Source organism: Mesorhizobium kowhaii (assembly GCF_003253745.1).
Taxonomy (GTDB): domain Bacteria; phylum Pseudomonadota; class Alphaproteobacteria; order Rhizobiales; family Rhizobiaceae; genus Mesorhizobium; species Mesorhizobium kowhaii.
Genome location: NZ_MZXV01000034.1, coordinates 1 through 25,513, shown reverse-complemented (window position 1 = coordinate 25,513; position 25,513 = coordinate 1). Strand labels below are relative to the sequence as shown.

General features: G+C 61.1%; 20 protein-coding genes, 1 tRNA gene and 1 pseudogene. 12 read left to right on the top strand and 10 right to left on the bottom strand.

The annotated features are described in order from the left end of the window. The first annotated feature begins 12 nt into the window (after positions 1-12). The 6 genes from B5V02_RS17885 (at position 13) to B5V02_RS17860 (ending at position 5,579) form a co-directional block, all read left to right on the top strand. Positions 13-1,059, top strand: a complete 1,047-nt coding sequence (locus tag B5V02_RS17885) for an ABC transporter substrate-binding protein (protein WP_111545498.1) — start codon at positions 13-15, stop codon at positions 1,057-1,059. A gap of 14 nt (positions 1,060-1,073) precedes the next feature. Then, positions 1,074-2,261: an ABC transporter permease gene (locus B5V02_RS17880; RefSeq protein WP_208647100.1), complete on the top strand. Its 1,188-nt coding sequence runs from the start codon at positions 1,074-1,076 to the stop codon at positions 2,259-2,261. Beyond that, positions 2,258-3,094, top strand: a complete 837-nt coding sequence (locus tag B5V02_RS17875) for an ABC transporter permease (protein ID WP_111545496.1) — start codon at positions 2,258-2,260, stop codon at positions 3,092-3,094. The genes B5V02_RS17880 and B5V02_RS17875 overlap by 4 nt, the downstream gene beginning before the upstream one ends. Next, positions 3,091-4,374 (top strand): histidinol dehydrogenase, encoded by a 1,284-nt coding sequence (hisD, locus tag B5V02_RS17870; protein ID WP_111545495.1) that lies wholly within the window; start codon positions 3,091-3,093, stop codon positions 4,372-4,374. Before B5V02_RS17875 ends, hisD begins: the two co-directional genes overlap by 4 nt. Positions 4,375-4,534: 160 nt before the next feature. After that, positions 4,535-4,873, top strand: coding sequence for a winged helix-turn-helix transcriptional regulator (locus B5V02_RS17865; protein ID WP_111545494.1), 339 nt, complete (start codon positions 4,535-4,537; stop codon positions 4,871-4,873). 115 nt (positions 4,874-4,988) lie between these two features. Next, positions 4,989-5,579, top strand: coding sequence for an NADPH-dependent FMN reductase (locus tag B5V02_RS17860; protein ID WP_111545493.1), 591 nt, complete (start codon positions 4,989-4,991; stop codon positions 5,577-5,579). Positions 5,580-5,971: 392 nt separating this feature from the next. Here B5V02_RS17860 and B5V02_RS42465 read toward each other — a convergent pair whose 3' ends face one another. The 4 genes and pseudogenes from B5V02_RS42465 to B5V02_RS42250 all read right to left on the bottom strand — a co-directional run bounded on the left by B5V02_RS42465 (position 5,972) and on the right by B5V02_RS42250 (position 8,825). Continuing rightward, a complete protein-coding gene (locus B5V02_RS42465) occupies positions 5,972-6,142 on the bottom strand; it encodes a helix-turn-helix transcriptional regulator (protein WP_425374403.1) in 171 nt (56 codons plus the stop codon). Positions 6,143-6,173: 31 nt separating this feature from the next. Continuing rightward, entirely contained in the window at positions 6,174-7,511 is a 1,338-nt protein-coding gene (locus tag B5V02_RS17855; RefSeq protein ID WP_425374402.1) for a tyrosine-type recombinase/integrase, read from the bottom strand. Between the two features lie 4 nt (positions 7,512-7,515). Beyond that, a pseudogene (locus B5V02_RS17850) lies at positions 7,516-8,663 on the bottom strand (IS3 family transposase). 27 nt (positions 8,664-8,690) lie between these two features. Further along, positions 8,691-8,825 carry a hypothetical protein gene (locus B5V02_RS42250; protein WP_281004944.1) on the bottom strand — a complete coding sequence of 45 codons (135 nt, stop codon included), beginning with the start codon at positions 8,823-8,825 and terminating at the stop codon, positions 8,691-8,693. A gap of 337 nt (positions 8,826-9,162) precedes the next feature. On the opposite strand from B5V02_RS42250, the gene B5V02_RS17845 reads away from it, so the two are divergent. Continuing rightward, positions 9,163-9,247 (top strand) — tRNA-Leu (locus B5V02_RS17845). Positions 9,248-9,554: 307 nt separating this feature from the next. Here the strand turns inward: B5V02_RS17845 and B5V02_RS17840 are convergent. Further along, positions 9,555-10,505, bottom strand: coding sequence for a LysR family transcriptional regulator (locus tag B5V02_RS17840; RefSeq protein WP_111545492.1), 951 nt, complete (start codon positions 10,503-10,505; stop codon positions 9,555-9,557). A gap of 215 nt (positions 10,506-10,720) precedes the next feature. Between B5V02_RS17840 and purU the strand changes: the two genes are divergently transcribed. From purU to folD, 3 genes are read left to right on the top strand one after another with little or no spacing between them, the layout of a single operon-like run. Continuing rightward, positions 10,721-11,590 carry a formyltetrahydrofolate deformylase gene (gene purU / locus B5V02_RS17835; RefSeq protein ID WP_111545491.1) on the top strand — a complete coding sequence of 290 codons (870 nt, stop codon included), beginning with the start codon at positions 10,721-10,723 and terminating at the stop codon, positions 11,588-11,590. Between the two features lie 19 nt (positions 11,591-11,609). Beyond that, entirely contained in the window at positions 11,610-12,887 is a 1,278-nt protein-coding gene (locus tag B5V02_RS17830) for an aminomethyltransferase family protein (RefSeq protein WP_111545490.1), read from the top strand. Between the two features lie 15 nt (positions 12,888-12,902). After that, positions 12,903-15,197 (top strand): bifunctional methylenetetrahydrofolate dehydrogenase/methenyltetrahydrofolate cyclohydrolase FolD, encoded by a 2,295-nt coding sequence (folD, locus tag B5V02_RS42460; protein WP_111545489.1) that lies wholly within the window; start codon positions 12,903-12,905, stop codon positions 15,195-15,197. A gap of 179 nt (positions 15,198-15,376) precedes the next feature. On the opposite strand, the gene terL is transcribed toward folD, so the two are convergent. The 4 genes from terL to B5V02_RS17805 all read right to left on the bottom strand — a co-directional run bounded on the left by terL (position 15,377) and on the right by B5V02_RS17805 (position 21,129). After that, entirely contained in the window at positions 15,377-16,066 is a 690-nt protein-coding gene (gene terL, locus B5V02_RS17820; RefSeq protein WP_111545488.1) for a phage terminase large subunit, read from the bottom strand. Between the two features lie 486 nt (positions 16,067-16,552). Beyond that, positions 16,553-17,098: a type 1 glutamine amidotransferase family protein gene (locus B5V02_RS17815; protein ID WP_111545487.1), complete on the bottom strand. Its 546-nt coding sequence runs from the start codon at positions 17,096-17,098 to the stop codon at positions 16,553-16,555. 65 nt (positions 17,099-17,163) lie between these two features. Further along, positions 17,164-17,994 carry an alpha/beta fold hydrolase gene (locus B5V02_RS17810; RefSeq protein ID WP_208647099.1) on the bottom strand — a complete coding sequence of 277 codons (831 nt, stop codon included), beginning with the start codon at positions 17,992-17,994 and terminating at the stop codon, positions 17,164-17,166. A 312-nt stretch (positions 17,995-18,306) separates the two neighbouring features. Next, positions 18,307-21,129 carry an ATP-binding protein gene (locus B5V02_RS17805; RefSeq protein ID WP_167458541.1) on the bottom strand — a complete coding sequence of 941 codons (2,823 nt, stop codon included), beginning with the start codon at positions 21,127-21,129 and terminating at the stop codon, positions 18,307-18,309. Between the two features lie 402 nt (positions 21,130-21,531). Here B5V02_RS17805 and B5V02_RS17800 point away from each other — a divergent pair, with 402 nt between their 5' ends. Beyond that, positions 21,532-22,440 (top strand): tyrosine-type recombinase/integrase, encoded by a 909-nt coding sequence (locus B5V02_RS17800; protein ID WP_111545484.1) that lies wholly within the window; start codon positions 21,532-21,534, stop codon positions 22,438-22,440. A 3-nt stretch (positions 22,441-22,443) separates the two neighbouring features. Next, positions 22,444-23,637 (top strand): IS91 family transposase, encoded by a 1,194-nt coding sequence (locus tag B5V02_RS17795; protein ID WP_111545483.1) that lies wholly within the window; start codon positions 22,444-22,446, stop codon positions 23,635-23,637. 453 nt (positions 23,638-24,090) lie between these two features. Here the strand turns inward: B5V02_RS17795 and B5V02_RS17785 are convergent, their stop codons facing one another. After that, positions 24,091-25,200 carry a LysR substrate-binding domain-containing protein gene (locus tag B5V02_RS17785; protein ID WP_425374401.1) on the bottom strand — a complete coding sequence of 370 codons (1,110 nt, stop codon included), beginning with the start codon at positions 25,198-25,200 and terminating at the stop codon, positions 24,091-24,093. Positions 25,201-25,513: the final 313 nt, after the last annotated feature.

Below are 25,513 nucleotides of genomic sequence, written 5' to 3'. Positions count from 1 at the left end.
GGGGTTTTCGAAATGCATAGCCGTCTCTTCCAAATCCTCGCTTTCGCGTCGGTAGCAGCCATAGGCGCCACCCTGCCGGCCGCCGCACGAGACTTCACGGTCGTGGCTGGTGGCGGCTCGTTCCAAGCCCTTCAGAAAGAGGTATTCTTTGCGCCATTCGCCAAGGATGCGGGTGTGCCGGTCGTGGACGACAGTTGGGACAACGGAATAGGCATCCTCCGTGCGAAGGCGGCGATGCCGGATGGAGGCTGGGATGTCATCCAGGTTGAATCAGAAGAGCAGCAGATCGGTTGTGATGAGGGCTTGTTTGTCGAGCTCGATACGTCTCGCCTGCCTCCCGCTTCTGCACTCGTTCCCGGAAGCCTTAGCCACTGTGGCGTGGGGGCGATCATTTACAACTTTGTCCTTGGCTATGATGCTACCGCGCTGAAGACTGCGCCGAAGGACTGGAAGGATTTCTTCGATCTCCAGGCCTTTCCTGGCAAGCGCGCGTTGCGCGGGAGTCCGAAAGGCAATCTCGAAATTGCGCTGATGGCCGATGGCGTCGCGCCGAAAGATGTTTATGCAACTCTGTCCACGGATGCGGGCGTGGAGCGAGCCTTCGCCAAGCTCGATAGCATAAAATCGTCGTTGATCTTTTGGAAGTCCGGTGCGCAGCCGATCCAGATGCTGTCGTCGGGAGAGGTGACTATGACAACGTCCTACAATGGTCGTGTCACTAACGCCGTACGGAACGACAAGAAGAATTTTGGTTTGGTCTGGAACCAGTCGCTGCAGACCGTCGACAGCTGGGTGATCATGAAGAACTCGCCCTTCGTCGACCTCGCCTATAGGTTCCTGAAGGATTACCAGAAGCCCGAGCGGCAAAAGCTGCTTCCTGCCGGCCAGCCCATCGGCATCACGTCCCTCGCAGCGCTCAAGGAAATTGATCCTTCCGTCCTCACCGACCTGCCGACCTCGCCGGCCAATGCCGCTAACGTGTTGCAGTTAGACGATCGCTTTTGGGTAGACAACACCGACGCGCTGACTGCCCGCTGGGCCGCTTGGTCCGGCCAGTAACGGCACCGAGGCGGATGAAGATGCACCCGCATGAGACATGGCGCGCGATACGGGGATATGCGCTCGTAATTCCTGTGCTCGCCATGCTCCTTGTTACCTTTGTCGTCCCACTGCTCGAGGTGGTGCGCACCAGCGTCACCGACGATGAAATGCAAGCATCATTGCCGAACGTGGCGGCGGCACTTCGACCCTGGGACGGGCAGAGCGTGGTACCTGCCGAAGCCAGCCAGGCTTTGCTTTTGGACCTTCCGGCGGCAGCGCCTCAGAAACTCGCCGCGCTTGGGCGGCGTCTGTCCTATGAGGATCCCAAGGCCAACTCGCTACTTCGGCTGACCGCTCAGCGCCTCAAAAGTGGCGCGACGAACCTTGCGGAGATCGACGGGCGCTGGGCGCAACCCGGAACCTGGCAGATGCTAAAGCGCGCTGCAGGCCCTTATTCGAGCTTCTATCTTCTTGGCGCCTTCGACCTTCGTCGCGACTTCGGCAACGGCGTCAAGGATTCCTACGAGACTGGCGGTCTCTACAGGAACATTCTTCTTCGCACCTTCGTCATCGCGTTCCTCACCACTGTGTGCGCCCTGGTGCTCGCGTTTCCGCTTTGCTTTTTCATTTCTCAATCCTCTTCGGTCATCCAGCGTGGCGCTGTGCTTATCATCATGCTGCCATTCTGGACTTCGATCATCGTTCGCACGACTGCCTGGATCGTTCTGTTGCAGGATCGTGGCGTGATCAACCAACTGTTGGAAGCCTCTGGGCTGATTAACCGGCCGCTTCCGCTGCTTCACAATCGCTTCGCGGTCATTGTTGTGCTCACCCATGTGATGTTGCCGTTTCTTGCCCTGCCGTTGCTTGCCTCGATGCGCGCAGTCGATCACCGGCTCACGGACGCGGCGGCTTCGCTGGGTGCTGGTCCGCTCCGCGCATTCTGGAGCGCCTACCTGCCCCAAATCCTACCCGGCCTCGCAGCAGGCGCTATGCTGGTTTTCGTGCTGACATTGGGCTTCTACGTGACCCCCGCACTGGTGGGCGGCCCCGCTGACCAGACGATCGGCGCCTATATCTCATTGTTCACCACGGGCACCGGCAATTGGGGCCTCGCCTCCGCGCTCGGTCTTGTGCTCACAGTCAGTACCGCGCTTCTGCTGGCATTACGCCAGACGCTAACCGGATTCGCCAAAGACCAGGGGGCGGCCGACCGATGAAACCCCACAAACGCTCCTTGGCTGCAAGGATCGGAAACTGGCTGCTCGCGGTCTGGTCGGCGCTGGTTCTCATCTATCTCGTGGCGCCCATCCTGGTGATCGTGCCGTTGGCCTTCAATGCGGGCAACGAACTGAGCTTTCCTATGGCAGGCCTTTCACTTCGATGGTTTGCTGATTTCTTTGGCTCCGACGTCTGGCGCGGGGCCTTGATTAACAGCCTTATCGTGGGTTCAGGGGCGACGATCATCTCAGTTGTTCTGGGAACTGGCGCAGCGCTCGGGCTTCGTACGTCGCGCGGGCGGGTTGGAAGTCTGGTCCGCGCCGTCGTGCTGGCTCCGCTGGTCGTGCCGACCGTAATCGTCGGGGTCGGAATGTATTTCATGTTCTCGGCACTGGGCCTGACTGGGACCTACTTGGGTCTCATCCTGGCGCACGCCACGCTTGCGGTGCCGTTTCAATTGGTGACGACATCCGCAGCACTGGCGGCACTTGACGAACGCCAGCTCTGGGCGGCTGCTAGCGCCGGCGCCTCTCCGCTTCGCAGCTTCTTTGCCATAACTCTGCCTGTCGCGCTTCCTGGGATACTTTCGGGCGCGCTGTTCTCATTCGCGACATCGCTCGACGAAATCGTGGTGACGCTTTTCCTTGCTGGTCCGGGCCAACGCACCCTGCCGCGCGAGATGTTCACCTCCGCCCGGGAATTTCTGACACCAACGATCGCCGCAGCTGCAACCGTGATGATTGCGTTTTCCATCACCTTGCTTGCCGCGTTTCTGGCGTTGCGTGGACGGGACTCCACCAACCTCCAGTCAGAGACAGAGGATACCAAATGATCAGATACCTCAAGCGAGGCGAGAATGCCGGTACGGTCGCTGCGACCAACGCAACGACGCGAGCTACGGTCGAGGAGATCCTTGCTGACGTAGAAATGCGAGGCGACGCAGCTGTCCGGGACTTATCTCGGCGCTTCGACGATTGGTCGCCGCAGCAATTCAGGCTGTCGGACACCGATATCGAACATGCACTGTCGAATGTGTCGAAACGCGATTTGGACGATATCCACTTTGCGCAAGCCCAAGTCCGCAATTTCGCGACGCATCAGCGCGCAGCCATTCTGGACATCGAGGTCGAGACGCTTCCAGGTGTCAGGCTCGGTCACAAGAACATTCCGGTCAATGCGGTAGGTTGTTATGTGCCCGGCGGACGATACCCGATGGTGGCCTCGGCACATATGAGCGTCGTCACGGCCAAGGTGGCTGGCGTCAAACGCGTGATCGCCTGCGCGCCGCCGTTCCGTGGTAGTCCACATCCTGCGATTGTCGCGGCGATGCATTTTGGAGGCGCCGACGAAATTTACGTCCTCGGGGGCGTACAGGCCGTTGCAGCAATGGCGTTTGGGACAGCGACAATTGCTCCGGTAGACATGATTGTGGGTCCAGGCAACGCGTTCGTGGCGGAAGCCAAGCGCCAGCTCTACGGGCGAGTTGGGATAGACCTGTTCGCTGGCCCAACCGAGACGTTGGTCATTGCCGATGATAGCGTCGATGGCGAGCTTTGTGCCGCGGACCTGCTTGGGCAGGCCGAGCACGGGGTCGATTCTCCTGCCGTATTGCTGACCACGTCCGAAAAGCTTGCATACGACACGATGGCCGAAATCCAGCGGCAACTAAAAGTACTGCCAACTGCCGCACTTGCAGGTAGAGCCTGGGCCGATTTTGGTGAGGTAATCGTTTGCGACAATGATGCCGAGATGGTCGCGCAAGCTGACCTTATCGCGTCCGAGCATGTTCAGGTCATGACCAGAAATTTGGACTACTTCCTCGACAACATGACCAACTATGGCGCCCTTTTCCTTGGCCCGCGCACCAACGTCGCGTTTGGGGACAAGGTCATAGGCACCAACCATACGCTGCCGACAAAGACGGCAGCGCGCTACACAGGGGGGCTGTGGGTCGGGAAGTTCCTAAAGACCTGCACTTACCAAAAAGTGACCACTGACGACGCCAGCGCCCTGATCGGGGCTTACTGTTCACGACTTTGCAACCTCGAAGGTTTTGCGGGGCATGCAGAGCAAGCCAACCTCCGAGTTCGCCGTTATGGACAGGCAGCTTAGATACATCTGCGACGAACTGTGGCCGACCGAGGACTACACCAGCAGCACTTCGTCGTGGCAATGGGGATGTGGCAACGTTACCGCCAGTCCGCCAGACGATCGCCGAGATCGACGTGCCGACGGTCTTTGTTTATGGCGTGATCGACCTTATGTTTGCCACATGACCACTGAACCACAGCACCTTCTCCCGAATTGCCGCAGGGTCGGAGATTTCCTGGAGCGGGTCGGCGACAAATGGACAATCCTGCTTCTGATGGTACTCGGCGATCGGCGGATGCGCTTTGGCGAATTGCACCGTGCGATTAACGGCATCTCCCAGCGCATGCTGACCGTTACGCTGCGAAATCTCGAACGCGACGGGGTTCTGATCCGGACGGTTTACCCCACGATCCCCCCGCGCGTCGAATACGAGCTCTCCGACCGTGGACGCTCGCTCAAACTTGCGCTCGCCCCGGTCGGTAAGTGGGTCATGGAGAACCAGCCGTCGGCCCCCGGCTGAGCCAGCGACCTAACTTACTGGCGGGTAAGTCACTTCTGAAAAAGTGCCGTCTTGCGCCCTTTTCGGTGATCACCATATCGTTGCTTACCATTCGTGAGTGTCCAGGAAAGCGACGATGCAAAAGCGACCCAAAATCGGTATCATCATCAGCACGACCCGTCCCGGGCGGTTCGCCGATATCCCGACGAACTGGCTGTTCAATATCGCCAAAAAGCGCGATGACGCCGATTTCGAGATTGTCGATCTGCGCGACTATCCCATGCCGTTCTTCGAGGAAAAAATGCCGCTGCACCAGGCACCGCCGCAGAACGAGCTAGCACTGCGCTGGGGCAAGAAGATCGCCAGCCTCGACGGCTACATCTTCGTTACGGCGGAATATAATCACGGCATCCCGGCCGTGCTGAAGAATGCCCTCGACTATCTCTACTCCGAGATCCAGCGCAAGCCGGTGGCCTTCCTCGGCTATGGCGGCACCGGCGCAGCCCGCGCCGTCGGACAGTTGCAACTGAGCCTCAACGCCGCTACGCTCAAGCGCTCCGTTCATATCGGAATGATCGAGATGATCGGCATGCAGCGCGAGGGCAAGTCCATGGCGGACTATCCCTACCTCGACGACTCCGCCAAGCCGATGCTGGACGAGCTTGTCTGGTGGGCCAACACGCTCAAGGAAGGCCGCTCCGGCGACGAGGTTGCGGAGGCGGCCTGAGTTCTGGTCATCAATCCGGCGTTGCCGCGTGACTGAGCGCAGCGCGTTGATCTCGGGCGGCCGGATCAGCCGGGCGTGTCGCGCGTTCAGCCCGGACGAAGTGGTTCATCTGGCAGCGCCGCTTACGCCAGAATTCGGGTCCGATAGGTGCTCAGCGATCCATAACGCGAGCCCGCAATTCGCAGCGGAAATGTCAACGCCACGCGGCCGCAATCGTGGCGCATCTCGCGTGTTTCCAGGTAGCATCCGCAGTGATCAGGCTGGCGTCGACGGCAACCTTCGGCTCCGACAAGGCCCTCTTCCATGCCGCGCTTTACGACGGTCTCGAACAGATGCCGCAAGATGTTGCTCTCGCGACGAGTTCGTCGAATTGCTCGGCTTTTGCCTCGTACTCATCTGCGATAGAGGACGGTCCCGCCGACTTTTCGATAGGCAGGCCCGCCCCCGGAGGAGCGAAGCTTCTCCAGGGTGCGACAGGAAAGGTTGAGATAAAGCGCCGCCTGGCGCGTGCGGAGCCACTGCGAGCCGAGCGCGATTGGCGGTCGGCCATCGCGTCTGACCATATCCGACGTGTGGTTACGGGTTTGGAGGCTTTCATTCCGCCGCCTCCGCGCTGACAGGTTCGCGCCGGCTTCCCGGTGGTGCTGTGCGGTTGTCGCCCTTGCGGTGGCGGAACGGCCGATAGTTTCCGACCTTGGTACGGGACGGGTATTTCCCATCTTCGAGGCCCGCGAGCGGGGGTGACGGTCTGACCTCCTTTGCCGGCTCCGGCGCTTTGCTCGGCGCGGCTTCGACAGCCTCCGGCGCGGGTACGATGATTGCCGGCGCGTTGGGCGTCACAATCGATCGGCGACGGGATGCGACCACGTCAGCGGCCGAGCGGACCGGGTCATCCTCGTTGTGGATGTAGCGCATGAACATCGCGACGGTCTTGTGGGCGGTGAGGGCCATGCCGACCTTCAACGGCACGCCGGAATTGGCAATGTCCGTCGCGGCGCGGTGCCGGATGCCGTGCGTCCCGACATGCGGGATACCTGCACGCTTCAGCACTCGCTTCCACCCATGATGATAAGTGTTCACCGTCATCGATTTGGCGGGATCGAAAATGGATGGGCAGACGAAGGGCGAGTCTTCGAAGCGTGGCGCTTCGCTCAGAAGACGGTGGGCCTCGCCGCTGAGCGGTTTAATCATGTCGCCGGTCTTGCTGTCCGGCCAAGTGACGCGGCGCTGTTCAAGGTCTATCCAAGGCCATTCGAGTGACAGCACTTCTGACATCCGAGCGGCGAACTCGAATTGCAGGCGGATCGCCAGGGTCAGGAACGGATGTTCGAGCCCGTCCCGCTCCGCTGCATCGAGATAGGTGAAGAGCTTGCGCAGCTCGTCGTCGGTGATGAACCGCGTCGAACCCTTCTCCGCATACTTCTGCACATGGCGGCACGGATTGGACCCGTCCGGCCGATAGCCCCAGATCTCCGAAAGATTGAACATCTTGCGGAGGCAAGCGAGCGTCCGATTGGCGATGATCGGACGGTCGGAGAGCGCCGTCATGAAAGTTGAAATATCCGCTCGCGTCACCTCGTGGACCTTCATCCGGCCGAGGCGCGGGACGATATGGTTCTTGATGTTGAGCTCGTTGCCTTCGACCGTGTTCGGCTTGTTGTGCAACTTGGAATACTCTTCGATGAACTTCTCGCAGAGCTGCTTCGTGGTCGGCGCGGCGCGAGCGGCGGACTTCTCAGCGCTGGGGTCATTTCCTTGGCGGACCTCGGCCAGCCAGTCCTGGGCGATCTTCCGTGCCTGCTCCACGGTCAGTTCTCCGAAGCGTCCGATGGCGGGCTTTCGGCGAACTCCAGAGTTGGTTTGATACTGGAGCATGAATATCTTGCGCCCCGCTGGTGTGACTTTCTGGCCTGCTACCGGTTTTTCGGACACGAGGTTAAGCTAGCATAGCTTGTTCCTCGAACTCGACAGGGCTCAGATAGCCCAGCGTCGAGTGCCTTCGCCGAGGATTATAGAAGCGCTCGATGTAATCGAACACATCCGCCCTCGCGTCATCTCTCGTCCTGTAGACCTTGCGGGCTGTCCGCTCGGTCTTGAGCGACGAGAAGAAGCTCTCCATCGCAGCGTTGTCCCAGACGTTGCCCGACCGGCTCATTGAACAGGTGATGCCGTGGTCGGCCATCAGTCGCTGGAACTGCTCGCTCGTATATTGCGATCCCTGGTCGGAGTGGTGCAGCAGGCTGTCGGGCTTGCCTCTCCTCCAGATCGCCATGATGAGAGCGTCGGTGACGAGCTGCGCGGTCATCTCGGCCTTCATCGCCCAGCCGACGACACGGCGGGAGAACAGATCGACGACGGCGGCAACGTAGATCCATCCTTCCGCAGTCCAGACGTAGGTGAAGTCGGCGACCCACTTCTGGTTCGGGGCCGATGCCTCGAAGGCGCGATCGAGGAGGTTGTCCGACACGGCGGCTCGCTCGCCGATATCCTTCGGCAGTCCGCGCCGGCGTGGACGTGCCCGGAGGCCGTTCTCCCGCATGAGGCGTTCGATGCGATGCAGTCCGCAGGAAAACCCCTCTGCCAGAACGTCGTGCCAGACCCGACGCGCGCCGTAGGTGCGGTCGCTGCTCTTGAAGCTTCGGTCGATCCTGGAAACGAGGATCTCGTCATGCCGGGAGCGAACGCTAGGGCTGCGGTTGAGCCAGGCATGGAAGCCCGAGCGGGACACATCCAGCGCACTGCACAGTCATGCCACCGGCCAGATGCCCCGGTGCCTCGCGATGAAAGCGAACCTCATGTCACTTCCCTCGCGAAGTAGGCTGCGGCCTTTTTTAGGATGTCGCGCTCCGCCTTCAGTTTGGCGACTTCCTTGCGCAGCCGGTCGATCTCGAGCTGCTCCGGCTTCATCTGCCCATGACCGGGAAAGGCATGCTGCGGATCAACGCTCGTCTCGCGGATCCATTTGCGCAGCACATTCTCATGGAGATCAAGATCACGGGCTGCCTGGGTAACCGCGACGCCACGATCCTTCACCAACCTCACCGCCTCAAGCTTGAACTCGCGGCTGAACTTCCTTCTCTGCATTTCCACTCTCCAGTTCCGTTAAACACCTTATCTCGGTGTCCACGAAACCGGCAGCAGGCCATTCAGCATGAATCCGGGTACGGTAGTATCCTGGAGTTCATAGTCGTGGTCCCTCGGGGTTGCGGCATCCACGGCGGTCTTGGCGAGCTTGATTTTGGCCATCTATCGTCTCCGAACCTCAAAAATTCTAGGAGCCGAATAGGGGCACTCAGGCCGTCGGCTCCCGGCTACTGCCGAAAGCCATGGAGAAGGTTGGCGACCCCACGATGCAAGACAAGTCTTTGATCGTAGTAGGTTTTCGCATTCTTACTTGCATTCGGCGAGGTTCAGCATAGCCGTTCATGGACGGCTCAAAATCTGGATGCGTCTACCTTCAGCACGCAGGGTAATAGGATTGGAGTTCAATAGATTAGGAGCTAAGGGCCGCTTAATTCTCAAACTGCCACCTTCTACTTAGGTGCAGCATGAGAGCGTTGAGCGGTCAATGAGTTAGCGCCTTGCGGGTGTGGTGAAACTGGTAGACGCGCTGGATTCAAAATCCAGTTCCGAAAGGAGTGTCGGTTCGAGCCCGACCACCCGCACCACTTCTTAAATCAAAGGCATTCCGCAGTCAGGACGTTTGGATTCACTCCGGCTCGCCGGGCATCGGTAACTTCACTCTGCGACCCTCCGAAGGAAGGCCCCGCGTTCGAATCGCGGCGAGGCGCCAACGTTCTTCAGATTCTAACTACGAATCTGAGGTCAGGAGTTGAATCTCTTCGGGCGCGCCATTTTGCCACCGTCTGCGTAGAATATGTCGCTTAGCGAACACCAAATGGAATGTTATCCAGGCGTGGTGCTGTGCTCTCGGATGAGCGCGTCTCCTAGAACTCAGCGACTGGTGCTACGGCGCTATCTGCCTAGATCTGCGTAGTCCGGCGACATCGCGAGTGACGGATCGCGGTCGCGAAGCTGTTCGGTCACGATCGAGCGTAGCCAACGGACCGCCGGATCGTTCTCCATTCTCCGATGCCAGAACTGCTTGAGTTCGATGAGTGGGATGCTGACCGGGGGAGGCAGCAGCTTCAATCCGCTGTCGGCATACCATGCGCCCAGCGAAAGCGGTACGGTCGCGATCATGTCGCTGTTCGCGATCATCTGCGGCACACTCATAAAATGCGGAAGATGAAGCAATATCCGACGCTCTAGTTTGAGGTCGCGGATGCGCCGCTCGAAGATCTCCTGGCTGCGACCGTCCTGGTTCACCACGAGGTGGTCTGCTGCAAGAAATTGCTCGAGCGAAAGCGTCTCCCTGATGGTCGAATGGTTCTTTCGCGCGATACACACGAACGGATGATCGAACAGATCCTCTGCTACGATGCCGGCTCCGGTCAGATCTGGGAAATATCCGATGGCGAGATCGATGTCGCCGCGCTCCAGAGAGCTCTCCAGCTGATCGTGGGCGGAGGTGACGCAACGCATGCTCGCTTTCGGCGCTAATTCACGAAGTCTGGCAAGCAAGGGGGGAACGAAGATCATGACGCCGATGTCGGAGGTTGTGATCGTGAACACCCTGTCGCTGTCCTTCGGATGAAACGTCGGCGTTCGCAGGATATCGCGGGAGATCATCGCCAACACCGCTTTCACGGGCTCCGCGATCGACTCCGCGAATTGCGTCGGTCGCATGCCGCGGCCGGTCGAGAGAAAAAGCTGATCGTCGAAATATTCCCGCAGATGGCGAAGATTGGCGCTGGCCATCGGCTGGCTCATCGCAAGACGCCGCGCGACCGCCGACAGATTCTGCTCCCGGTAAAGTCCGTCGAAGAGCAGCAGCAGATTGAGATTCAGCTTTCTGATATCCATTATGTTGATATCTCATATTTGAGAACACCGGATTGTCAATACCTGAACGCCGGATAAACATCCCAGTCAGCAAGACCATTGAGCCGCTCCACAGGGCGGAGGGAAGGAGACGTCATGCTCTCGTGCCGCAAGGCCTCCGATCGACCGATGCTCGCTATGCGCGGCGCCGAAGCGCAACGCCGTCTCGACGCGCTTCGCTCCTGAGGAGCAGATCATTGTCGACCACTTCGAATTCCGATTCCTACATCCTCTCGCTCGCCTGTGACGATACGCCCGGCATCGTCGCGGAGGTTACCCGGTGCCTTTTCGAGATCGGCGCCAACATCGTGGAAGCCGAGCAATTCAACGACGGCAGCAATGCCCGCTTCTTCATGCGTGTCGCCGTTGAGGTGGCTGCATCGCGAGCAGGCGCGTTGCGCGCCTCCTTCACGCCAATCGCCGACAAGTACGGAATGGCGTGGTGGCTCCGCTCCATGTCGGAGCGGAAGAAGGTCCTTCTGCTCGGCTCGAAGTCGGACCACTGCCTCGGCGATCTGCTCTACCGGCATCGGCTAGGCGAACTGAACATGGACGTCGTCGGGATCATCTCGAACCACCCCCGCTCGGCCCTGAGCGTCAGCCTGATAGGCGACATTCCGTACCACCATTTATCGGTCACGAAAGAGACCAAGGCGGCACAGGAAGCTCAGATCAAGTCGATCGTCGACGAGACGGGCGCAGACCTTGTTGTGCTCGCCCGCTACATGCAGATCCTGTCGGACGATCTCGCGAGCTATCTTTCGGGGCGTTGCATCAACATCCACCACAGCTTTCTGCCGGGCTTCAAAGGAGCCAGGCCCTATCACCAGGCGCACGCGCGCGGCGTGAAGCTGATCGGCGCGACCGCCCATTTCGTCACCGGAGATCTGGATGAGGGTCCAATCATCGCGCAGGACGTCGAGCGCGTGAGCCATCGGGACACGCCCGACGATCTCGTCCGGAAGGGACGCGACATCGAGCGACGCGTGCTGTCGCGTGCGGTCCTGCTGTTCCTCGAAGACCGCACGATCATCAACGGTGAGCGCACCGTCATATTCGCCGATTGATCAAAGAAGGACGACTTCGATGCTACCCCCAAACCTGCGCAAAGTCCCGGAAGGCTACTTCACGTCCCGCTGGGGCCAGCCAGAATATACCGACTGGATCGACGAGACCATGTCGTGGAAACAGACGTGCTCGATCGGAGACTGGAGCTTCCTGTGGGAACGGCGGTTCAAGGGTCCCGATGCGCTCAAGCTGTTCAGCGATACCTCGGGCAGCAGCTTCGCTAAGTTCGACATATTACAGTCGAAGCATGTCACCCACACGACATCGAAGGGCAAAGTGATCGCGGAAGGCATTCTGACGCGCCTTTCCGCAGACGAGTACATGTTGTTCGGACGGGGCACATTCTGGGTCGACTACGTGCGTCGTCACGGCAACTACGACGTCACCTCCGAGGCCGATGACTGGTTCAACTTTCAAATCGCGGGGCCAACTTCGCTGGCGCTGATGGAGAAACTAGCGAATAGGTCCATGCGTGACATCAAGTTCATGCATTCGGGCGAGATCGAATTCGCGGGCTGCAAGATGCTGGCCTTGCGTCAGGGCATGTCCGGCGAAGTCGGCTTTGACCTGCAGGGGCCGGTCGACAAGGCTGCGCAGGTCTATGACGCCATAGTTGCCGCGGGCGCGGAGTTTGGACTGCGCCGTCTGGGCGGACGCGCCATCTTCATAAACCACCTCGAAGCATGTTTCCCGACAATCGTCACTGACTACATGCCCGCGATCTTCGACGAGGAGATGAAGGGCTACCTCGCGGAGTTCAGGGCGGCGATGCCGGCATTCGCCTCGACTTTCAACGTTGCGGGCAGCTTTGAAGCCGACGATATCAGCGCGTGGTACCGTAGCCCGGTCGAACTCGGTTGGGGCCGAAACATCAAGTTCGATCACGAATTCATCGGACGTGCCGCCTTGGAAGAGGAGGTCGCCAATCCGCGACGGCTGATGCGGACGCTCGTCTGGAACGGTGATGACGTCGCAGACGTCTACGCCTCGCTCTTCAAGAAGGACAAGACGCCTTATCAGTTCATGGAGATGCCACGCGATCAACGTGGGTTCATGTACGCCGATAGCGTGCTTCACAAGGGCAGGGACGTCGGCGTCGCGACCTCCCGCGGCTACAGCTACCACTTCCGCGAGATGCTGTCCCTTTGCACGATCGATGTTGCTCAGGCTGAGATCGGCACCGAAGTGACCGTCATCTGGGGCAATCCGGGTGAGCGACAGAAGGAAATCCACGCCGTCGTGGCGCCGGCCCCCTACAAGACCGACAATCGGCGCGCCGATCTGTTCAAGATCTGACGAGGGGCTGCGGCGATGACTGCTCACATCATTGATGGCAATGCGATCGCCGCCGAGGTCCGCCGCGAAGTCGCGACGGGAGTGACCTCTCTCCTTGCAGCTGGCGGCGAACAACCCGGCCTGGCTGTCGTGCTAGTCGGAAACGATCCGGCCAGCCACGTCTACGTAGCGAACAAGGTGCGCCAAACTGACACCGTCGGTATGCGATCGTTCCGCTACGACCTGCCGGCCGACGTCAGCGAGCGGGACCTGTTGAGTCTGATCGGTCGCCTGAATGCCGATGACGCCATCCATGGCATTCTCGTCCAGTTCCCGCTGCCGCAGCACATCGACAGCCGACGGGTGGTCGCGACAATCAATCCGGAGAAGGACGTCGACGGTTTCAACCCGCTCAACGTCGGTCGCGTCGCCACGGGAATGATGGATGTCCTGACGCCATGCACCCCGTTGGGTGTCATGCGGCTCATCCGGTCGGTCCATGACGACATCGCCGGATTGGGGGCGCTTGTCATCGGGGCGTCCAACGTCGTCGGTCGACCGATGGCACAGCTGTTATTGGAAGCACAGTGCACAGTATCGATCGCCCACATTCGCACTACCGATCTCGCGGCACGCTGCAGACAGGCGGACATCCTGGTGGTCGCCACCGGTGTGCCGGACTTGATCCGCGGCGCAGACGTCAAGCCGGGCGCGACGGTGATCGACGTTGGCATCACCCGTGTCGATCAGCCGTCTGGTAAGAGCCGACTGGTCGGAGACGTCATCTTCGACGAAGCCGTCAAGGTCGCCGGCGCCATCACGCCAGTGCCTGGTGGGGTAGGGCCCATGACGATCGCCTGTCTTATGGCCAACACGTTGAGCGCCGCGCGAGCTGCGGCGGCGAGGGCGGTATCCGCGCTTCACTACGTGATCCGCACGCGGGAGAGCGTGGGCCTTGATGACGCTTCGGTCAGGAACTTGTATTCGGATGACGAGTATGTCCGGCAAAAGCACCCCAGGTCCGTCCTGTGCCTGCCCGTCGTCAAACAAACGAAGCTCGTTGGCGCGCTCTATCTTGAGAACAATCTAACGCCATACGCCTTCACGCCGGACCGGGTCGCCGTGCTGGAGGCTTCACAAGCCGCGATTTCGCTGGAAAATACCCGCCTCTATTCTGAAGTGCAGCGGGAAAACACCGAACGCAAGCGAGCGGAGGAGGAACTGCGACGCAGCGACGCCTATCTGGCCGAGGCGCAGAGATTGAGTCGCACTGGCAGCTTTGGCTGGAACGTCGCTACCGGCGAGATCATCTGGTCGGACGAGACTTTCCGGATCTTTGACTACGACAAGGCTCCTTCTGTCACCGTTGACATGGTCGTTCAACGTACCCATCCGGACGATCGTGCTGCCGTGCAACAGACCATCGATCGTGCGGCCAGAGACGGGAAGGATTTCTCTCATGAATATCGTTTGCTGATGCCAGATGGCTCGGTGAGGTATATCCAAGCCGTCGCACACGCGACAAAAGATGCACCGAGACACGTGGAGTTTGTCGGGGCGGTGACGGACGTCACCGCGACCAGGAGGGCAGAAGAGGCGCTGCGCCAGTCGCAGGCGGAGCTGGCGCATGTCACACGCCTGACGACGCTGGGCGAACTGACCGCCTCGATCGCCCATGAAGTCAACCAGCCGCTCGCCACCATCGTCACCAACGGAGAGGTTTGCCTGCGGTGGCTCGCCCGCGAGGTGCCGGATCTGGCCGAGGTGCGTGAGGCTCTTCGTGACATGATCAGCAATGGCAGGCGGGCAGGCGGGATCATCCAGCGACTTCGCGCGCTTTCCAAGAGGACCGAGACCCAGAAGGTGGGACTGGACATCAACAACGCGATCAGCGAGATGATCCCGCTGGTGCACCAGGAGGCGCTCGGCCGTCGGGTGTCGCTGCGTCTGGAACTGGCGCCGGCGCTGCCCGCCGTGCTCGGCGACCGCGTACAACTGCAGCAGGTGATCATCAATCTGATCGTCAACGGCATCGAGGCCATGGCGCCCGTCACCGACCGTTCACGTGATCTGGTGGTGCGATCCCAACTGGACGATAGCGGCCAGGTGCTCGTCGCGGTCGAAGACTCCGGCGTTGGCATCGATCCGGGGAACGCCAAGCAGATCTTCAATGCCTTCTTCACCACCAAGCCCAGCGGAATGGGCATGGGACTGTCGATCTGCCGCTCGATCATCGAGAACCATGGCGGGAAATTGTGGGCCACGCGCAATGCCGGGCCTGGTGCGACCTTCCAGTTCGCCTTGCAGCCGCATCAAGAGCCCCGCTCGTGACCAGATGGCGTCGCCTGCGCGCAAGCACGGCTTCCGTCGCGAAGTAGGCATACTCACGAAGCCATGTTTGGAACGCTAGCGTCACTGGCCGTACCCCTGCCTGAAGGCAGTCTTGAGCCTTGCCTGCTGCAATACAGCGTCGCTTATAACCACAGTCTTTCGCTTGCATGACCAATTGATCAGTTGTGAGAGGGCATCGACCTGATCGTCGTGAGCGCCGTTGGGTAGGCAAGCACCTCGCTGCGGAAATCATCGAGCCAAGGCGCTTTCTGCGGAAGAAAAACACGCCCGTCTTCAATGCAGGCCGATCCAGCCGACATTCGCACGATCTTGTCTCCCTCAGGCTCGATGGCGATGCTGAAGACGCCGTCGTTGCGACGGTCTTGGATGAGGTTTGTTCCTGAACCCTTGTCCTCGATGAGAACCATGGTTGCCTTCCACCTGTCCTTTTCCGTCGCTATCCGCCTCTTCAGAGCGGGGAACTCGAGACGCTCTCTGACGACAGAGAGTATGTAGATCGCCTCCTTCAGCACCATGGCCGTGATGCCGACGGAGTAGTCATTCAACTCGGCTGCCTTGGAGGCGGTGTCCCAACTTTGCACGATCTCCTGCGTGAACCGCTCTTTTTCTGGGAGTTCCGTCCATCGCCGAAACCAATCCCAGCGGATGAGATTTCCGCCGAGTGGTACGGGCGATTGCAGATATTGAGCCGAAAAGGCCATTGACCCCATGGCGCGCTTCAAGAGGCAACGATCTTCGCAGCCCGCGAGCCGGTCACCCGCGACAGGCTCGCCGTCATCGTCGGCAAGAACTATGAGAAGAGCGATACTGCCTCCGCCGAGCGTCGATCTCTCCACCCAGCTCGTCAAACAAGATCGCCGCCAAGGCGGTCGATTTCCGGCTGTGGCAGCCGGCGCGGATATTTGACATTGCGGTCGAATACGGCCTCATCGCTCGCGGTGGCGCAGAGCTTGCACCTCCAGCCGAACTGCGCGGGCTTAAAAGGAAGTTGGAGTGTCTGAATCAGCTGCGGCGCAAACTTGATCGAGACACTCCATCTGAGGTTCGAGTCGGTAGAGCGCTACCGCCTTTCCCCCGACTCTGAAACCCTGCGATATTTTCTACGGTGTTGGGCGTGATGGACCTGTCTCGGTGCTGCAAAGATTGGCGGGGAACGGAAAGTCTGACCGGAAGCCGACGTACGTTGTCCACGACGCGAACGACAGCTTCGCGCCGCATGCCGGCCGTTCGAGATCCCGTCGCCACCGCATGAAAGCGGACGTCGCCGATAGCGAAGTTCGGTTTGAGGTTGCGCCAAGAGCGGACCCTTGGCTTCAGCCAATCGGACGATAGGACTACTCATTGAAGTTAGAGGCCGCCCTATTTTCTCTGCCGTCGAGAACGCCGATGAGTGCGTGGGCAGCAAGCAATGGTGTGCGCGCGCTATCGCCGGAGATGAGCAATCCCTCGGCGGTTCCGTGAGGCATGAGGTCCAGCCCGCTCGGCATGATGGCGACGGGTTTCGCGGCGACGAGGAAGTCGGCGATCAGAGAGGCTGCAGGGCTCTTGTGTTCCTGTCGCCAAATGGAACCGGGAGAGCCCAGGCAGAGCGCCCCGTCGAAGTCTTCGGCGTAGGCCTGATCCAGGCGGATCGTATCGGTCAGCTCCTCGCGCGATGGCCCGTCTTTCCTGAAGCGGAGCACAGCGACATCCGCGTTTTCCCGGCCGGGGCTCGCCGGTCCCATCCACGGGGATCCGCCAGCTGGGGAGGCCAGAACGACCTCGATTCCTCGGTCGTGAAACAAATAGTATGCGCCGGCAAAGAGCTCGAGTCGGAGCATCGATGTGCCTGCAGCGATATCGGCCTCGACATCCGGGATTAGCATCAACAGGATGCGCATGAATGAAGCCCCTGCTTGGGGCCGACCTCCTCGAACGTGCGCGGAGGCCGGCGGCCGGTAGTCGGCTAGGCCTTGATGAAGGCGAGCAGGTCCGGGTTGATGACCTCGGGATGCGTGGTGCACATCCCGTGGGGCAAGCCATCATAGGTCTGGAGCGTGCCGTGCTTCAGCAGTTTGGCCGAGAGCGGCGCGGAATCCGGATACGGCACGATCTGGTCGTCGTCGCCGTGCATCAGGAGCACCGGCACGTCGATGTTCTTGAGATCCTCGGTGAAATCCGTCTCGGAGAAGGCCTTGATGCAGTCATAATGGGCCTTGGCCCCGCCCATCATCCCCTGGCGCCACCAATTGTCGATGACACCCTGCGAGACCTTCGCGCCCGGTCGGTTGTAGCCGTAGAACGGACCCGCCGGCACGTCGACGTAGAACTGAGCGCGGTTGGCGACCAAGGCCGCCCGAAAGCCGTCAAACACCTCGATGGGAAGGCCGCCAGGGTTCTTGTCGGATTTGACCATGATCGGGGGCACGGCGCTGATTAGCACCGCCTTGGCCACCCGTCCGGCCTGGGCGCGAGCGACGTAATGGGCCACCTCGCCGCCGCCCGTTGAATGGCCGACATGGATCGCGTTGCGAAGCTCGAGCGACGCGACCAAGTGGGCAACGTCGGCGGCATACGTGTCCATCTCGTTGCCGGTGGCAGTCTGGGTCGAGCGGCCGTGGCCGCGACGATCATGCGCGATGACGCGATAGCCCTTCTCAAGGAAGAACATCATCTGGTTGTCCCAATCATCGGCGCTTAGCGGCCAACCGTGGTGGAAGACGATCGCCTGCGCGTCCTTCGACCCCCAATCCTTGTAGAAGATCTCTACGCCGTCCTTGGTCGTGATCGTGGTCATTGTCTTGGCTCCTGGTTTTGCTGAGGTTTGAGAAGAGAGGGTTGCGCCGGAACTTGCGATTAAGGCCTTCGATGGCAGTACTGCGGCGGCTGCGAGAGCCAGACCGCCGTGCATCACCGCCCGGCGGGTTGTGGTCGTGAGAATTGTTTGTCTGATCATGGAATTGGCCCTTCAGTGATCCGTCCCAAGCAGTTGCGCTCGGTGACAGCACTGTCGCGCCACATCGCGCTCGCGGGCGAGTAAAGGGTTGCTAAAGGGTGCTAAGGTTCGACGAGACTAAGCTTCCGACCGGCGATGAAGCAAAGCCGAAGGTCAGCGCGCAGCGGCGCGGCCGGCGTCCTCCAGAATGGCGTCCGCTGCCCGGGCATCGCTCGTTGCGAAGCCCTCGGTTAACCGACCCCGCACCGGGGCGAGGAGGTCCACAGCCTCGCGGGCTCGGTCTTGCGTCAACCGCAGGCGCGCTAGGCTTGTTGCCGCCTTGAGTTCCCAGGCCAGCGCCTGCTGATCTACCGCGATACGCAGCGCCTGCCCGAATTGTTCTTCTGCCCTTTCATGGGCGCCAGGTGCACTTTCCCTCAGCAATATCTCGCCCCTCAGGCGGCGCAGCTCCGCATTGGCCCAGCCTTCTCCGCTGGCTCCGCACAAGGTCAGAGCATTGTCCACGACTGCAATCGCGTCGACATGCTGTCCATTCAGCGAGAGACCTTCGGCGAGGGCACCCAGAAACGGTGCTCGAAAGAGAACAAAGCCGCTATCTCTTAGCCTGTCGACGGCTGATCGCAGCATCGGTATGCCGGTCCGCAGATCGCCGGTTCGGATGAGGATTTGGCTGCGGTAGGCGTCGGCGTAGGTGTGCCACACGTCGAGCGCGTGTTCAGTGGTGTAGCGATGCAGCATCGCGGTGTAGCGATCCGCCAGTCCGACATCTCCCAGAAGAAGAGCGGTCGGGCAGGCACCGTCCGACAATGCGTGCGTGAGGGTGAGCACATGACCAAGCGAGAGTGCCTGGTCGATGTTTTCCTCGGTTTCACGCAGCGCCTGCTCTGCAAGACCCTGGACCCAAAGCGCGCGCGCAAGTGTGATTCGGGCGGTAATCTCCTGGTCGTACTGAAACCGCGCCGTATGGGATCGGTTGCTCGGGGCGAAATAGCCCGCGAGCATTTTCCTAATGTTCTTCAGAGCCCCGTTCTGATCCCCAAGGAAATGAAGCGACCGTGCGCGCATGCGATCGGCGAGGAATAGGTCCGAGGGCTCGCCGAACTGCGCCGCGACGACGGCGAACCGTTCTGTAAGGGCCAGGGCTGCGCGCGGCTCCCCGCTATTGGTTCGATCGACCCAGAGTGCCCACAAGGCTCTCAACTGGTAGTCCGCATCACCCAGCTTTTCGGCAAGTTCAAGAGTTGCGCTCCAGGCCTGCGCACCGCTGGGAAAGCCGCTGACGGCACGCATTTGGGGCCAGCCGAGTGCCGCGTAAAGTTGCATGCGACGTTTGTCTTCCGACGCATCTTGCGCAATCCTTGTGAGGGATTGCTGCACCCGATCGAGGCACTCGTCGACCAGCGAGAGCTGGAACCACAACGGCACGGCCGCGGCAGTCAGCGCAACGCCGATCGCGGGTTCGCCTGTCGGTGAGAACGTCCACGCCAGAGCCGCCCGGAGGTTGTCGAGATGGCGGCCATAATCCGCCATCCACTCCAGGGAAGGACGAATTTCCCATTCCGTTTCAGCATGCTCAAACACTTCGCGAAAGTGCTCGGCATGACGACGCGCGGTGCCGTCCTCTTCCCCGCTCGTCACGAGCTTCTCGCGGGCGTAGGTACGGGTCGTGTCGAGCAAGCGGTATCGCAGGTTGTCTACGCCATCCGCTGCGACTAGGGACTTGGCTACTAGATTCGCAAGATCGCCATCGACATCGCTTCCGGAAATCCTCCCGCCCGAGGCTACTTTGCGGGCCGCGTCAATGCTGAAGGAGCCCACGAAGGCGGCCAGACGGCAGAGCAGCAACTGCTCGCGCGGCGTAAGAAGCCGGTAGCTCCAGTCCAGTGTGGCTCTCAACGTTTGATGGCGGGGTAACGCGGTCCTGCGTCCTTTCGTCAACAAGCGGAAGACATCGTGCAGGGAGCCAGCCAGCCCTTCAATTCCGACACTGTCCACGCGGGCTGCCGCTAATTCGATCGCAAGCGCAATCCCGTCGAGCCTGCGGCAGATCTCGGCCACGTACGGAGCGTCCGAATCGCTCAGCTCGTAACCACCTAAATTGGAAGCGGTGGCCTGAACGAACAATTGAACGGCCGAGAACTGCAACAGGTCCTTGGCGCGCTCCGGACCCGCCGAAGGGGGGAAATCAAGTGAGGACAGGCGGTGCACCCACTCGCCTTCGGCTAGCAACGGCTCACGACTGGTTGCCAGAATGTGAATATGAGGCGCCTCGCGGAGCAGCGTCTCAGCAGCTTGGCTGGCCGCCTCGATCATGTGCTCGCAGCTGTCCAGCACGACAAGCAGATGCCGATCGTGGAGTAATACTGCGATGTCCCGGATCGGGTTGTCGGATCTTATCGGCTGACCCAGCACCGAAGCGAGCAGACTGCCGAGGAAGCGTGGGTCGTTCACCGGAGCGAGGTCGAGATAGGCGACCCCATCCCGGTACAGAGATGCCAGTCGCCTCGCAACGCCCAACGCGACGGTCGACTTGCCAATTCCTCCAGGTCCGGTGATCGTCAGTAGGCGTCGCTCCGCAACTTGGACCGCAAGCGTGTTGAGAACATCATCCCGGCCGACGATGTTCCCCAGCAGGGCAGGCAGATTATTGATGGGCCTCGATTGAACAGGCGCTGGAGGATGTGGCGCTTTGGGGCCGCCTCTCACCGCTGCGACAAAGCAGTAGCCACGCCCGGGAACGTTGGCGATGAAACGGGGCGACGCGGGATCGTCTCCCAGCGCTTTTCGTAGAGCAGTCACGTGAACGCGCAGATTATTCTCTTCAACGAAAGTGTCCGGCCAGACGTAGGCGATTAGCTCGTCCTTGGCGACGACTTGGCCGGCTCGTTCGAGCAGGGCAATCAGAATATCAAGCGCCCGACTTCCCAGTTGGACTCTTCGCCCACCCTCAAGCAGCTGCCTCTGCTGCGGAAGCACCCGAAAGGGCCCGAATGCGATACTCTGACCCGAAGGCATTGGCGACGGTGTCGACACGCTTCAATCTCGGAAAACTGGATGTAGGATACTCCTTACAGGGCCAAGCACCATCCGGAATTTCTGCCTCTGCTCAACCATAGACACGTTTGATGAAGATAAGGGATAGCTCCGCCTTCCGGGCTAGCGCATAAGAAGCGGGACTTAGGTTTCGACGAATATTTCGTCGGGCGCGATCAACGCCCAGTCCACCACCCAACGTCTTGATCGGGCCGGAGAACGAACCCGCTGCGCGGGATGGGCGCGCGCGGTGAGGTAGAGATCACGAACCGATCGTCGCGTTCGCATTGAGCGTGGTTCGGCCGCGGCAGAGCATCACGGGCTTCTTCAACAAGGAGCCTGACCATGCCCCATCCCCTTCTCGATGCACCCATCAGCCCGCTTCGCCAGCGGCTGATCGATGACATGACCCTGCGCCGTTTCGGCCAGGAGACGCAGCGCAACTACATCCGCGATGTCGGACGGTTCGCGACCTTCCTTGGCCGTGGGCCGGATACGGCCACGGCCGACGATCTGCGACGGTTCCAGGTCGGGCAGCAGGAAGACGGCGTTCCCGTGCCGACCATGAACAGCATCGTGTCGGCGCTGCGCTTCTTCTTCACCCATACGGTCGATCGCCCTGATCTGGCGCGCAAGCTCGTCCGGCTGGCGCACCCGCGCAAGCTGCCCGTGGTCCTGAGCCGCGACGAAGTTGCCCGTCTTCTCAACGCCACCACCTGCCTCAAGCACCAGGCCGCACTGTCGGTCGCCTATGGCTCCGGGCTGCGCGTCGCGGAGGTGTCGACGCTGAAGGTCGCAGATGTCGACAGCGAACGCATGCTGCTCAGGATCGAACGCGGCAAAGGCGGGCGGTATCGCAATGCCATGCTGTCGGCCGACCTGCTCGCGCTGCTGCGCCAGTGGTGGAAGGTCGGGCGGCAACAGGGCGTGATGCACCGCGACGGCTGGCTGTTCCCGGGGCAGCACGCGATGAAGCCGATCAGCACGCGTCAGCTCCATCGCATCGTCGTCGAGGCCGCCCAGGCCGCCGACATCGCCAAGCGCGTCGGGCCGCACACGCTGCGCCACAGCTTCGCTACCCACCTTTTGGAAGACGGCACCGACATCCGGATTATCCAGGTTCTGCTCGGGCACGCCAAGCTCGACAATACAGCCTTCTACACCAAGGTCGCGACCCGCACGGTGCGCACGGTCACCAGCCCGCTTGACAAGCTTGGCCTGTTCAATCCGGGAGGGATCTCGCCCGGCGGCTGAGCCGTGCGCGCCTCTGTTGAGGTCGCCGACATCTTCCGCACCGCGGGACCCGGATACCGCATCGCCCATGCCGGCCATCTGAGCCTGCATCAGCTCAAGGTCATGTCGGCGATCGAGAACTGCCGCACCGCAGCCCTTGGCGGTCATGTGGAGGCCTGCGAGGACTGCGGACACTGGCGGATTGCCTATAACAGCTGTCGCAACCGGCACTGTCCCAGGTGCCAGGGTGCGGCCGCGCGCGCCTGGCTCGCCGATCGGGAAGCCGACCTGCTGCCGGTCGGATACTTCCACGTCGTGTTCACGCTGCCGGCAGAGGTCGCCGACATCGCCTTCCAGAACAAGGCGCTGGTCTACGATCTGCTGTTCCGTGCAGCGTCGGAGACAATGCTGACGATCGCCGGCGATCCGAAGCATCTCGGTGCCCGTGTCGGCATCACCGCCGTGCTTCACACCTGGGGCTCGGCTCTGACGCACCATCCGCATGTCCACATGATCGTGCCGGGCGGTGGCATCGCGCCAGACGGGAGCCAGTGGATTTCGTCCCGCCCGGCTTTTCTCCTGCCAGTGCGCGTGCTCGGCAAGCTGTTTGGCCGCCTGTTCCTGACCCGGCTGGTCGCGCTGCACGACGCCGGTCGGCTCGCATTCTTCGGATCGGCGGCGCACCTGGCCGACCGTCGGGCCTTCCTCCGGCATTTGTCGCCGATCCGGAAGAAGCCCTGGGTGGTCTACGCCAAGGCGCCCTTCGCCGGACCCCAAGCGGTGCTCGCTTATCTGTCCCGCTACACCCACCGGGTTGCGATCTCGAACCGCCGCCTCATCCGGTTCGATGAGGCCGAGGTCACGTTCCGCTACAAAGATTATCGTCGTTCTGGCGCCGACCGGCAGCAGATCATGACGCTCGCCACCGACGAGTTCATCCGCCGCTTCCTGCTCCATGTCCTGCCGCGCGGCTTCCATCGCATCCGGCACTACGGCTTGCTCGCCGGCAGCTCCCGCAAGGCCAGCCTCGCACTCGCGCGCGAATTGCTGAGCGTCGCGCCGCTGCCCGATGACAACATTCCGGAAGAACCGACTGACTTCCGCCCGCCATGCCCGTGCTGCGGCGGACGCATGATCGTGATCGAGGTGTTCGAACGATGGAGGCAGCCGCGCGGACCGCCGGACAAAACGACGCCGAACCCGGAGAGCTGTCCATGACCCGGCATGGCAGGGTCCAACCTTCAGCCGCAGGCACCCAGCCTTCGGCATCAGACCCACGCGCGTCCATCGTGATCATCGACGTCGACAGGGCTGCGTCCGACTATGCGCCGAGCCGACGATGCCGCGCGGACGCGCAACGAAGCGGTCTATCCGCATCCATCCCAGCGCTTCCCGCCGGCAGTCGCGCCATCGCCGACACCGGCCGAAATCCGAAATCCCCATAGTATCGCCCGTGGCCCGCGGGTTCCTTCCTCGGGGACTTTCGTACGCCTGCCGGCGCCCGAAACTCTTCACGGAAGCGGTCCGACCGGTTCTGGTAAGAACGCGCGAGAATGCAGACATTCAATCCGGTGGATCCGAAGCCTCGAACTGACCCGAAGCCGACTTTCTGTAGCCGAGTCCCACGCCGGATAGCGGACCTTCGAATTGGTAATCATGACGCTAACAGGGTCATTCGGAGCCTCTGCGTCCTTCAGCATTTCCCTCGCTCTCATCGCTAGGTTCGCCTGGCTTTTTCGATACGCGAACGATCAGTTCGTCCACTCTTGAAACGAACAGCTTGAGAATCGGCGAGGTGTTTGACTTGCTGTAACCCACGGCCAGGTCGATCGTTGGCGCTTCACCCTCTAGCGGACGGCTGACCACTGACCATGGCAGCAGATTCTTCGCATAGGCGGGCATAAGCGCCAACCCGCGGGTGGACGCGACCAGGGACATGGCCATCGCCAAATTGTCCACCCCATGATCCAGTTTGATATCGAGCCCGGAGCGGCGCAGATAGTCCTCGGTCACGGCACGCAGCACGGTGGCTTTGTTCGAACCGCCGATGAAGATCTCGCCGGCCAATTCCCGCGGGTGAATCGCTTCGCGGCTGGTGAGGCGATGGTCGCTCGGCATCAGGACGATCATCGGCTCGTGGTCCACCACCTCGTAGCACAGGTCGAAGGCCGGCTCGACGCGCAAGAAGGCCACGTCGAGCCGGCCACGGACGAGCGCCTCGGCGAGATCCGGCGAATAGTCGCTCGAGATCGTGACATGGATGTCCTTCAGCTCGTCGCGCAGCACATTCATGGCCCGCGGCAGCCAGTTCATCTCGTGACCGGTTTGGAAGCCGATGGCAAATGTCTTTCGTGCAGGCTGTGCGGCCCTGCGCGCCGCTTCCACCGCGGCATCGACCTGCGCCAGCGCCAGTCTGGCATGGTCTAGAAGGGCCTTGCCTGCGGCAGTCAATTCGATGCCATGAACGCTGCGGGTCATCAACTGGACGCCAACCTCGTATTCGAGATCGCGGATTTGGCGGCTGAGGGAAGGCTGCGCCGTGTGCAGCCTTTTTTCAGCCGCCAGCGTCAGGCTGCCCTCCTCGGCGACGGCGACGAAGTAACGAAGGTGCCGTAGCTCCATAGCGCCTTCCATATTTCCAAGGCATGCCGCCCAGCTTACAAAGCCTTTTTCGCGGGCGCCAGGGGGAGGCCACATCACCACCCCGGCTTTTGACCGCAGCAGCTCGCGGTGGCTTGGGATCAGCGACCTGATCGCCGAACCCGAAGGGCCTTCCTTCATCTCCCGTACTGTTACGCACCGTCGTACAGACGGCGCTCGTGACACAAGACCCTAACCGGACATGAAGATTTCATGTCTGTCGTCAGACGTCGATCGGTGTTTTCAGGCTGACATTGCAACTGGACTCGTTTTCGGAGGCGGATCGCATCAACGTCGACGGCTTCTCAGAATCCTCACCTCATTCGGCGGGGGCGCACTGTTGCTGCATTCAAGACTGCACGTGCGACCCGCCGGTCCGGTGCACTTGCGTCCAGTCAAGCGCGGCCACCTCTTGTTTGACCCAAGTACAGAAGGCCTGCACATGAGGGTGCTC